Source organism: Brevibacterium picturae (genome assembly GCF_030453725.1).
GTDB classification, from domain to species: domain Bacteria; phylum Actinomycetota; class Actinomycetes; order Actinomycetales; family Brevibacteriaceae; genus Brevibacterium; species Brevibacterium sandarakinum_A.
The window spans coordinates 1-11,116 of sequence record NZ_JAKDJU010000099.1 but is presented as its reverse complement, the minus strand read 5'-3'; the positions used below and the strand labels follow the sequence as shown (position 1 = coordinate 11,116).

The 11,116-nt window shown below is 63.2% G+C and carries 8 protein-coding genes; 3 read left to right on the top strand and 5 right to left on the bottom strand.

Annotation, left to right across the window (positions count from 1 at the left end):
* Nucleotides 1-347: 347 nt before the first annotated feature.
* Nucleotides 348-1,280, bottom strand: a complete 933-nt coding sequence (locus L0G76_RS10560) for a hypothetical protein (RefSeq protein ID WP_304357199.1) — start codon at nt 1,278-1,280, stop codon at nt 348-350.
* A gap of 323 nt (nt 1,281-1,603) precedes the next feature.
* A complete protein-coding gene (locus L0G76_RS10555) occupies nt 1,604-2,125 on the bottom strand; it encodes a TetR/AcrR family transcriptional regulator (protein WP_304357198.1) in 522 nt (173 codons plus the stop codon).
* Between the two features lie 89 nt (nt 2,126-2,214).
* Here L0G76_RS10555 and L0G76_RS10550 point away from each other — a divergent pair, with 89 nt between their 5' ends.
* Complete coding sequence (locus L0G76_RS10550) at nt 2,215-3,789, top strand: MFS transporter (RefSeq protein ID WP_304357197.1); 1,575 nt, start codon at nt 2,215-2,217, stop codon at nt 3,787-3,789.
* A gap of 126 nt (nt 3,790-3,915) precedes the next feature.
* Here the strand turns inward: L0G76_RS10550 and L0G76_RS10545 are convergent, their stop codons facing one another.
* The 3 genes from L0G76_RS10545 to L0G76_RS10535 are packed head-to-tail and all read right to left on the bottom strand — an operon-like array spanning nt 3,916 to nt 7,113.
* Nucleotides 3,916-5,460: a tripartite tricarboxylate transporter permease gene (locus L0G76_RS10545; RefSeq protein ID WP_304357196.1), complete on the bottom strand. Its 1,545-nt coding sequence runs from the start codon at nt 5,458-5,460 to the stop codon at nt 3,916-3,918.
* A gap of 1 nt (nt 5,461) precedes the next feature.
* On the bottom strand, nt 5,462-6,139 hold the full coding sequence (locus tag L0G76_RS10540) for a tripartite tricarboxylate transporter TctB family protein (RefSeq protein ID WP_304357195.1): 678 nt from the start codon (nt 6,137-6,139) through the stop codon (nt 5,462-5,464).
* Nucleotides 6,136-7,113, bottom strand: coding sequence for a Bug family tripartite tricarboxylate transporter substrate binding protein (locus tag L0G76_RS10535; RefSeq protein WP_304357194.1), 978 nt, complete (start codon nt 7,111-7,113; stop codon nt 6,136-6,138). The genes L0G76_RS10540 and L0G76_RS10535 overlap by 4 nt, the downstream gene beginning before the upstream one ends.
* Nucleotides 7,114-7,394: 281 nt before the next feature.
* Here L0G76_RS10535 and L0G76_RS10530 point away from each other — a divergent pair, with 281 nt between their 5' ends.
* Together L0G76_RS10530 and L0G76_RS10525 are read left to right on the top strand one after the other, a co-directional pair.
* The gene (locus L0G76_RS10530) at nt 7,395-9,716 is read left to right on the top strand and encodes a S9 family peptidase (RefSeq protein WP_304357193.1); all 2,322 of its coding nucleotides are present in this window, start codon (nt 7,395-7,397) and stop codon (nt 9,714-9,716) included.
* Nucleotides 9,717-10,048: 332 nt separating this feature from the next.
* Entirely contained in the window at nt 10,049-11,035 is a 987-nt protein-coding gene (locus tag L0G76_RS10525; RefSeq protein WP_304357192.1) for an ABC transporter substrate-binding protein, read from the top strand.
* The last annotated feature ends 81 nt before the right edge of the window (nt 11,036-11,116 follow it).

The following is an 11,116-nucleotide window of genomic DNA, read 5'->3' as shown; positions in this document are numbered from 1 at the left end:
CCAGCGGCTGCGGGCCGGCGCCCGCTGCGCCTGGCGGCTACGAGCCGGGGCTTGCTGCGCATGGCGGCTACGAGCCGACGGCGCTTCGCTCCCCGGCGGCGCCTCGCTCCCCGCCGGCGCCTCGCCCATTGCTAGGTGGTCGAAATGGGCTGACTTCCCTTTGCGGAATCGGCCCGTTTCGACCACCTAGTGCGTCAATATGCCTCAGTTGTCGCTCGGGGAGGCAGAAAGTCGCATAGCGAGTGGGCAGTGTTGTGGTGGCGCAGCATCTGGGGGCTGACTCGCACCAGGCGCGTACTTGCGCCCTGTTGTTCGGGCATCATCGTCTGTCTGTGCGGAAAGGCGATTCATGGCAGCCCGAGGTGCTGGCGGATCTTGGCCTCGAGAGACCGGTAGTTGGTCTTCCTCGTCACCTTGAGCACGGTCCAGCCCGCGTCTCTCATGGCTTCGTCGCGTTCGATGTCTCGAGTCCATTGTTCTGGGGATGAACGGTGATGATCTCCTTCGTACTCGAGGGCAAGCCGAGCACCTTCGTAGCCCAGGTCGGGCTCGACCTCGCCCCTGGGCCAACCGGTTTCGACCTTCGGATGAACGGTGGGTTCCGGCAATCCGACAGCCATCGCCCACAGACGCAGATCGGTTTCTCTCGGGGAATCCACTCCTGGCCGGATGAGATCGATTGCCTCGCACACACGTCGCCGGCCCCGCAGTCGTGGACGCTGACTCACCAGCCGGCGAAGGTCGTCAAGGGACATTTGGGGAGGCCCATGCCACTTGCCGACGGCTGCATCGCCGACCTTCACCAGTTCGGTCAGTGTCAGATCGGGTGCGACGGCAAGGAACGTGGACGCAGCACCGAGAACAGGAAGGTCCAACCATGTTGTCGCAGTGGTATGCCTCGTCCGACGCACCGAAACGTTTGGCAGGCGAATTCGCAGATCCAGCTCGGAAGTGCACAGGCGCAGTCGAGGATCATCCATCAGCTTCCGCGGCAATGGCCATCCGTAGATCCGGGCCGCCGTCGAATGGTCGGCGAAAACCTGGGAGAACTTGAGCCGCGCCGCGCGGAGTCGCAGCGAATCCCGTTCCCAACTTTCATCTGCCCACCTCGGCGTTCGACGGGGCTCAAGAGACTCGCGATCCAGTCTCACTCCGGGCAAGACGATCGGACAGCGAGGAGTGTTGTAGAGCTGATGACGGGAGATTCCGAGCTTCTCGGCATCGCGTGCTGCAAACAGGCGCGGATAGTCGCGAACCTCCCACCTGTCGTCATTGAACATGTATGTCATCGTGACGGATCTGGGCAGAGAAGTGGAGTGCCGAAATTATGCCTGTGGACAGAAATCCGCCATCCACAGGAAGCGGCACACGAGTCACGCGGGGGAATCGGCCGTGAAGTCTCAATCGGCGCACCCGCAACGGGGCTTGAGTGGTCAAAATGGGCGCATTATGCGAAGCAGGACCAGTCCATTTCGACCATGCAAGGGGGCGTCACCGGTCTTTGAAGGGGAGTCACTCCACTATGGGGCGTCGTCAGCCACTCAGCAGGCGTATTGAGCGATATTGGTGAGAGGGAAGAAGTGGCCGCGACTGCCAGCGCGGTCTACAGCCCCAGGCGGCCCAGCACGTTCTTGACGTGGGTCAGAGCCTCGTCCTGGGAGAGCCCGAAGTTCTGGTTGAAGTACATGCCGTCGCCGATGAGCTGGATCGTCATGGCCATATCGGGGTCGCCGAGGTGGTTGTTGAGTACGTCGAACCATGCCTCCCTGGTCTTTCGGAGGGCATTCTTGGCCTCTGCGTTCTCCTGCGCCAGGCGTTCGGCGGCGATGAGGCTGCGGTCGAGTGGCGTGCCGACCTCGGCAGATGTCTCGAGGTAGTAGAGATGGAGTCGATCGCCGGCTGACTTCATGGACTCGACATCGTCGTCGACCAGGCTGCCAAGCCGCTCAAGACTGCCCTTGATCAGATCCGCTTTCGACCCGAAGTGGTAGAGCAATCCGCCCTTGGACACTCCTGCTTTCGCCGCCACCGCGTCGAGTGTTGCTCCGGATATGCCGTGTTCGTCGAGCAGAATCTCGAAGGCATCGAGGAGCTTCTCTTTGGTATCGGTGGAGTTGCGTGCCATGACGCCGAGCCTAGTCGAACCGCGCAGCTTCCGAAGAAGTCCTGCGTCTCGGCTTTCCACTGTACCGTCTAGACGGTACAGTGGTATTCATGTTCACCACACAGACTCCACGAGTGCGCGCCGGCCGGCGCGAATGGGCTGGCCTGGCTGTGCTGATGATCCCTGTTCTGCTCATCTCGATCGACAACACCGTCTTGGGATTCGCGATACCGGCCATCAGCACCGGACTCCATCCCACCGGCACCCAGCTCCTCTGGATCGTCGACATCTACGCCCTCATGCTCGCGGGACTGCTCGTGGCCATGGGCAGCATCGGCGACCGGGTCGGACGCCGCAAGCTCCTCGTCATCGGCGCCTTCGGCTTCGGCCTGGCTTCACTGTTGGCGGCATTCTCCACCACAGCAGAGATGCTCATTCTCGCGCGCGCACTGCTCGGCCTCTTCGGTGCCACATTGATGCCGTCGACTCTCTCGCTCATCCGCAACATCTTCCTCAACGACAAGGACCGCCGAGTCGCGATCGCCACCTGGGCCGCTATGTTCAGCGGCGGTGCCGCGCTCGGGCCCATCGTCGGTGGGATCCTGCTCGAGCACTTCCACTGGAGCTCCGTCTTCTTCATCAACCTGCCGCTGATCGCGATCTTCATCCCGGCGGCGCTTCTCCTGCTGCCCGAATCGCGTGACCCGAACCCGGGCCGGATCGATCCGTTGTCGATCGGGCTGTCGATGCTCATGCTCACCCCGCTCGTCTTCGCCATCAAGCACGTCATGGCCGATGGTGTGGACCTGCTCTTCTGGGTCAGCCTCGCCGTCACAGTCATTGCGGGAACCGGTTTCGTTCTGCGCCAGCTCGCCTCGACGAACCCGATGCTCGACGTCAGGCTCTTCGCCAACAAGGTCTTCACCTCAGCAGTGTCCTCGAACCTGCTCAGCGTCATGGGACTGGCGGGTTTCCTCTACTTCGGCACACAACTGCTCCAGCTGGTGCTCGGACTCTCGCCTGTGGAGGCCGCGCTGGTCCTGGTGCCGGGACTGGCTGCTTCTATCGCCGCGGGCTACGCTGCGGTGCCGATCATCGCTCGTGTGCAGCCGCGTGTGATTGTGCCCTGTGCGCTCGGGCTCAACGCGATCGGTCTGGGGATCGTGGCGTTCACGCCCGAACATTCGGTGGCCGGAATGCTCATCTCGTTCCTCGTTCTCGGACTGGGACTCGGCACCGCCGAGGTCATCACGAACGACCTCATCATGGCAGCGGTGCCCGCGAACAAGGCCGGAGCAGCCTCGGCGATCTCCGAAACCGCGTACGAGTTCGGATCGGTCATGGGAACTGCCGTCCTCGGCGGACTCACGACCATGGTCTACAGCACTCACTTGCAGTCGATGCTCGGAGCCAAAGCAACCGGAGCCGAGTTCGAAACTCTCGGTTCGGCTCTGGAGCATGCGGGCACCAAAGGTGGCCAACTGGGTGAGCAGATCGCCGAGGCGGCGGTGGGCTCCTTCGACCTCGGCGTGCAGTGGGCCGCGGGCGGGGCTGTTGTCCTCGTGCTCATTGCGGCCGTGCTCACAAGCTTCGGGCTCAAGGGCGCCGGCCGGCTTCTGCCCAGCAGTGCCGGAGACGACCTCGGCGGCAGCACGCCCGTCGAGGCTGCCGGAGCACACCGTTGAATCGATGCCAAGTCCCCGTCGCCGCGACGGGGACCGTGTGACATGAATGCGGGGAGCCCCACGGACGATCCGTAGGAATCATCCCTGGGGCTCCCCGCTGTCACGATCAGTTCGTGTCGGTCCGAACTATGAGCCGACCGATTCGCTCTGCGTCTCCGGCACGGCATTCTTCTGCCGCTTCCGTGCCAGCACACGGCCGATGCCCGTGTAGAGCAGTGCTGCGATGAGGAGAGCGTAGAGGACGATCGTGATCGGCGAGGACACGAGGACTGAAACGTCATTGCCCGACGCCAACAGTGCATCGCGCAGGCTGGATTCGGCCAGCGGGCCCAGGACCATGCCGATCATCAGCGGAGCCAACGGCACACCGTAGCGCTTGAGCACGAAGCTGATGATGCCGATTCCCAGCAGGATCATGAGTTCGAACTGCGACGCCGAGGTGGCGTAGATGCCCAGCCCGCAGAACACCGCGATGCCGCCGTAGAGGTAGGGGTCCGGGATCTTGAGCAGCTTCGCCCACAGGGGAGCGAAGGGCAGGTTGATGATCAGGAGGACGATCATGGCGATGAAGAAGCTCGCCAGCAGACCCCACACGAGCTCGGGGGACCGGTCGAAGAGCAGCGGTCCCGGCTGCAGACCGTACTGACGGAACGCCGCCAGCATAATCGCAGCCGTCGCAGAGATCGGCAGACCCAAGGCCAACAGCGCACCCATGGCGATACCTGTCGTGGCAGAACCCGCCGCCTCAGGACCGGCCAGACCGCGAATAGCACCCTTGCCGCCGAACTGCGGGTCCTTGAGCCGGGAGTCGAGTTTGCGCTCGAGACCGTAGGACATGAACGTCGGCACATCGGCACCGCCGACGGGAATCACTCCGAAGGGCAGACCGATCGCGGTGCCGCGCAGCCAAGCGGGCAGTGCCTCGCCGAATTCCTTGCGCGAGAGGAAGGGCCTCCCCGAGGAGTTGATCGTATTGTCGTTGACCTTGCGACGGATCCGCGAAGCGATGAAGAAGACCTCGCCCAGCGCCAGGATCGCCACTGTCACGGTGACCAGGGAAACGCCGTCGAAGAGCTCGGGGACACCCATGGTGAAACGCTCCGTGCCGGAGACCGAGTCGATGCCGATGACCGAGAACCCGATGCCGAGAACCAGCGCCATGAGGCCCTTGAGCACCGAATCGGCGACGACCGAGGAGGTGGCGACGAAGGCGAAGAGCGCGAGTGCGAAGAACTCGGCGGGACCGAAGTTCGTCGAGAAGTCTGCCAGGGCAGGGGCGAGGAACACGACGAGGAAGCAGGAGACGAAACCACCGATGAACGCACCGATCGCGGCCGTGGCCAGAGCCTGCGGCGCTCGCCCGTTGCGGGCCATCTTGTGGCCTTCGAACGTCGAGGCGATCGCCGAGGCCTGGCCGGGGGTGTTCATGAGAATGGCCATGGTGGAGTCACCGAAGAGACCACCGAAGTAGACGCCGGCGAACATGATGAATGCGCCGGTGGGGTCGAGGGCGAAGGTCATGGGCAGCAGCAGTGCCACAGCCATCGACGAGCCCAGGCCCGGCAGCACGCCGACAGCGGTGCCGAGGAAGCAGCCGACGAGAACCCAGAGCAGGTTCATCGGCGTCAGTGCGTGAGTGAAGCCTTCGAAGAGGGACATGAGAGCGTCCATATCAGAAGCCACCTCCCAGAATTCCCGAGGGAAGGTTGAGTCCCAGCAGCACCGCGAACGCGAGATAGACCAGGGACGAGAAGGTCAGTGCCATGGTGAGGTCGAAAAGGGGTCGCTTCGATCCCATCGACCTGGCCACGCACCAGAACAGAAGCGCCGCGGCGAGGATCCACCCGGCGAATTCGAGGATGAGCGCGAACGCGGCGAAGCCGCCCGCACCCCAGGCCAAGGACACGAAGTCACTGTGTGTGCGGTGCGAGGAGTCCTCGGTCCGCGCCTTGGCCAGAGCCTGGCGGTCCTGGACCGGTTCGTCCTCCTCATGCGGATCGAGGCGCGAGGCCGACACCGCCGAGGTGACAGGTGTCGAGAACGCCTTGGCCTCCTCAGCCTCGGCGGGGAGATCAACGTCGGCATCGACGGGTTCGGGATTGCGGATATAGGCGATCGTCAGCAGGATCGTGAGGACGTAGCCGGCGATCATGATGATCATGGGGAAGAACTGCGGCCCCGGCTGGTCGGCGTCCTCGGCGACGTCCATCGTGATGATGCCGATGAGCAGATAGGTCGAGAATCCGGCCATGATGAGAGGAATCAGGAGACCTGATCGCCCCTGCCACCAGGTCCCGGCGCCGAGGTGGGCCGTCCTGGCTCTCTTCTTCGTTGACGTCTGAGTGCTCACAGTCCCAACTCCTTCAGCAGCGTCTCGATCCGGGAGGTGTCCTCTTTGATGAATTCTGCGAACTCATCACCGGTCAGCCACACGTCTGTCCATTTGTTGCGCTTGAGGGCATCTGCCCATTCCGCGCTGTCGCGGGTCTGCTTGAGGATGTCGACAAGCTGCGAGGTCTCATCCTCAGTGATGCCGGGAGCGCCGAGCCAGCCGCGCCAGTTCGTCAGCGTCACCTCGTAGCCCTGTTCGGTCATCGTGGGAAGGTCTTCGTAGCCTTTGATGCGCTTCGGTGAGGCCACGCCGAGCGCCTTCACGCGACCGGCTTCGATCTGGTCCGAAACCTCGTTGAAGCCACAGGAGGCGAAGTCCGTCGTGCCCGAGAGCAGCGTCTGGATCGCTTCACCGCCTCCGGACTTCGGAATGTAGGTGATCCCCGAGGCGGGGATGCCCGACAGCAGCGCCAGCTGAGCGATCGTGAGGTGATCGACGGACCCGGCGGAGCCACCGGTCCAGACGAAGCCCTTCGGGTCCTTCTTCCACTTGCCGATGACATCATCGAGCGTGTTGTAGGGGGAGTCAGCGGCGGCGATGAGCACGTCGTAGTCCTCTGCCACACGGGCGAGCAGGGTCGTGTCATCGAAACCGACCGGCGACTCGTTGAGCGCAATGCCGCCGACCATCGCGGTGCCGGTGGCCAGAATGGTGTCGGCTCGGCCCTGCATGGTGGTGAACTTGCCGAGTCCGATGGTGCCACCGGCACCGGGGATGTTGACGACCTGGGCGTTGTTGGCCAGCTTATTCACACGCATGGCCTGCTGCGTCTCTCGGGAGAACCCGTCCCAACCGCCACCAGCACCGGCAGGTGCGATGAGCGTGAGGTTGGAGGAGAGATCACCCTTGGCCGATGCGGCCTTGACCGAATAGGTGGTGGCCGTTCCGACGGCTGCCACCGCGAGAGCACCGTAGGCGATTCGGCCGAACATGCGGCGAGTCGGATGCGGCGGCCCGGACCGTGTATCTGCGCCAGGATCTGAGGCGGATTGGTTCGTCATTGACCAAACTTTCATATCTGTTGTGAATTACATGTGAGGCTCGTCATAGCCTAGGTTGATGAGCGTCACATTACGCGCTTGTGTGCACTGATCGCGTTCTGCTCATACTTCACCTTCTGTACATTGTGCTCATTCGCCGCCCGTGGGCTGACACGAGCGCACCCTTGAGACCTGTGCTGCGGCATCGACCCTGAGGTGGCTAGGCTGGGTCCATGAATGACACTGCTTCCAGCGCCCCCGTGGCCAAGAAGATCCCCCATGAACGCACCCACCACGGCCACACCTTCGTCGACAACTACGAGTGGATGCGCGACAAGGAATCCCCAGAAGTCATCGCCCACCTCGAGGCCGAGAACGACTGGACGAACGCCCAGACGTCCCAGCTCGAACCGCTGCAGGAATCGATCTTCAACGAAATCAGGACCCGCATCAAGGAAACCGACATGTCGGTGCCGACCAGGCGCGGGAACTACTGGTACTACTCACGGACGAAGGCCGGACTCGACTACGGAATCAGCGTTCGCGCCCCCATCTCCGAGGCCGACGACTGGACCCCGCCCGAAGTCGGCGAGGAGCCGTTGCCCGGCGAGGAAGTCATCTTCGACTCGAACACCGCGGCCGAGGGCCAGGACTTCTTCTCCCTCGGCACCTTCTCTCTGACCGATGACGGCCGGTATCTGCTCTTCGGCGTCGACAACTCCGGCGACGAACGGTACACACTCAGGATGCGGGATCTGAGCACAGGTGAGGATCTGCTCGACACTGTCGAAGGCACCTTCGCCGGAGCCTCGATCGACCCAGCAGGACGCTACTTCTTCTATACGACCGTCGACGAGGCCTGGCGTCCGGAGAAAGTCTGGCGCCATGTCGTCGGCACCGACAGCAGCGACGATGTCTGCATCTTCCATGAGCCCGATGAGCGGTTCTTCGTCGGCTCGGGATTCTCCCGTTCACGCAAGTACATGTTCATCGTCACCGGGTCGAAGACCACCACAGGCTTCTGGTCACTCGAATCCGAGGACCTCGAAGCCGCACCGCAGGCAGTCTGGCCACGGGTCGACGGGGTCGAATACTCCGTGGAGCACGCTGTCATCGCCGGAGAGGACCGCTTCCTCATCACCCACAACCAGGAACGGGCCGACTTCGACATCATCGACGTCCCCGTCTCCGATCCAGCCGGTACTGCAGGCGAAACTGCCGACGCCTCCGACGACCCGGGCACCATCGCCGATCCGGAGTCCATCGGCCGCCCACTGCTCGACGACGTTGACGGGCTGCGCATCGAAGACGTCGACGCATTCGCAGAATTCATCGTCATCAGCTATCGCCGCGGCGGATTCGCCCGAGTCGGCATCATCGAACTGGACAGGCGAGAACAGGCCACCTCGGTTGAACAGCCCGCCTCGAGTGAACAGGCCTCCTCGAGTCGAACCTCCAATCCCGACGACTCCGCATCACCGTATGGCCGACTGCAGGAACTTCCCTTCTCGCGAGAGACCGGCACCCTGGGATTCGCCGGCAATCCCGAGTTCACCCAGACGAGCATCCGACTGCTCTTCACCTCCATGTCCACGCCCGCTGTGATCTATCAGCACAGCGTGGCAGACCGCACTGACACGGTCCTCAAGCGTCAACCCGTCCTCGGCTCGGTCGACCTCGACCGCTACAGCGAATCCCTCATCTGGGCCGCCGCCGAGGACGGAACGCAGATTCCGATCTCCCTGGTCTATCGCACCGATCTCGTCGCGCTCGCCCCCGGCAGCACCGCCTCGGCGACGGCCGGCGAACCTCAGGGAGCGGCCCCGGTCGATCCCGCACCACTGGTGCTCTACGGGTACGGATCCTACGAAATGAGCATGGATCCGTATTTCTCCGTGTCCCGGCTCTCCCTGCTCGACCGCGGGGTCGTCTTCGCCATCGCCCACGTGCGCGGCGGCGGCGAGATGGGCCGCCACTGGTACGACCAGGGCAAGACCTCGGCGAAGAAGAACACCTTCACCGACTTCATCACCGCTGGACGCCACCTCGTCGCCGAAGGATGGACGAGTCCGGAGAAGCTCGTGGCATCCGGGGGATCTGCCGGCGGTCTGCTGATGGGAGCGGTGACGAACATGGCCCCGGACCTCTTCGCCGGTGTCAGCGCCCACGTGCCCTTCGTCGACGCTCTGACCTCGATCCTCATGCCCGAGCTCCCGCTGACTGTCATCGAATGGGAGGAGTGGGGAGACCCCCTCCACGACGAGCACGTGTACGAGTACATGCGCTCCTATTCTCCGTACGAGAACGTCGCCGAGGTGGCGCATCCGAAGGTCTTGGCCGTGACCTCGCTCAACGACACCCGGGTCCTCTACGTCGAACCGGCCAAATGGGTTGCCCGTCTGCGTGAGGTCGGTGCCGATGTGCTGCTCAAGACCGAAATGGTCGCCGGTCACGGTGGTGCATCGGGACGATACGATTCCTGGAAGGAAACAGCCTTCGACTTCGCCTGGATCCTCGATGTGCTGGGTCGAGCGGATGTCGAAATCGATGCCTGAGGTGGGCTGAGGCGTCCCCGCGGTGACGCCGTACGGGACGCTTGGACGACCGATATGCGGCATCGGAGGACGTTTGTCGCGACAGATAACAATACCGGGACGATTGTCTCCAAAACCCTGTTTTGGTCTGCTGTGTCAGTGGCGCCCCATAGAGTGGTTGTCATCACAGTCGAACCCCACGCGACTGCGGAATCAGAATGATCTGAGCCGCGGTCAGTGCGTGGTTCGTCTGCAGTTCCACGGAGAGTCCCACCGACGGGACCGATCGGGGACAAGTGACAGGATTCGTCCCGGTTCGACGCAGTTGAACCGGTTTTTCAAAGGGGAGAAGAATGCGTCTCAGGCGTCTGGCCACAGCGATTGTGGCGGTGAGTTCGGTTATTGCGGTGTCAGCATGCTCAGGCGGAGAAGGTGCCAGCGGTGACGGTGAGGGCGGCGATTCGTACGCGATCGGCATCTCCCAGCTGGTTCAACACCCGGCGCTCGACGCGGCCAGCGAAGGCTTCAAGAAGTCCTTCGACGATGCCGATGTCACCGTCGAATGGGACGAACAGAACGCGCAGGGCGAGCAGGCCAATGCCACGACCATCGCGCAGACGTTCGCGAACGAGGACCTCGATCTCGTCCTTGCCGTGGCCACTCCCGCAGCTCAGGCAGCCGCGCAGGCCATCACCAACATGCCTGTGCTCTTCACCGCCGTCACGGACGCCGAAGAAGCAGGACTCGTGAAATCGAACGAGGCGCCCGGAGGAAACGTCACCGGAACCTCCGACCTCAACCCGGTCGCCGATCAGCTGCAGCTGGTCAAGGATCTCAAACCCGATGCGAAGACCGTCGGCATCGTCTACAGCTCCGGCGAGGTCAACTCGCAGGTGCAGGTGGAACTGGCGAAGGAAGCCGCGAAGGACATGGGTGTCACGATCAAGGAAGCCACGATCGCGAACTCCGGTGAACTGGCCCAGGCCGTGAACTCGCTCGGAGATGTCGACGCCTACTACGTGCCGACCGACAACAACGTCGTCTCCGCCGTCTCGACCATGGTCCAAGCCGCTGAGAAGAACGAGGCGCTGCTGGTCGGTTCGGAAGCGGGCCAGGTGGAACAGGGGGCTGCGATCACCCGGGGCATCGACTACACGAAGCTGGGTGAACAGACCGGCCAGATGGCTCTGAAGATCCTCCAAGACGGGGAGAAGCCGGCCGATATGCCCGTCGAGACCAGCTCCAACCTCGAGCTCGTCGTCAATCCGAAGGCAGCCAAGGCTCAGGGTGTCGAAATCCCCCAGGACATCATCGACGAAGCCGACACAGTCATCGAATGATCGTCCCCGTCGCCGGCCGAGGCTCGTGACCACCCGGGACTCACTGCCAACCGGAACTCGTGACCGGAACTCGTGACCGGC

Coding starts and splice junctions, on each gene's coding strand:
- L0G76_RS10550 (WP_304357197.1), top strand. CDS start 2,215: ATGTTCACCACACAGACTCCACGAGTGCGCGCCGGCCGGCGCGAATGG.
- L0G76_RS10555 (WP_304357198.1), bottom strand. CDS start 2,125: ATGGCACGCAACTCCACCGATACCAAAGAGAAGCTCCTCGATGCCTTC.
- L0G76_RS10525 (WP_304357192.1), top strand. CDS start 10,049: ATGCGTCTCAGGCGTCTGGCCACAGCGATTGTGGCGGTGAGTTCGGTT.
- L0G76_RS10545 (WP_304357196.1), bottom strand. CDS start 5,460: ATGGACGCTCTCATGTCCCTCTTCGAAGGCTTCACTCACGCACTGACG.
- L0G76_RS10560 (WP_304357199.1), bottom strand. CDS start 1,280: ATGTTCAATGACGACAGGTGGGAGGTTCGCGACTATCCGCGCCTGTTT.
- L0G76_RS10530 (WP_304357193.1), top strand. CDS start 7,395: ATGAATGACACTGCTTCCAGCGCCCCCGTGGCCAAGAAGATCCCCCAT.
- L0G76_RS10535 (WP_304357194.1), bottom strand. CDS start 7,113: ATGTTCGGCCGAATCGCCTACGGTGCTCTCGCGGTGGCAGCCGTCGGA.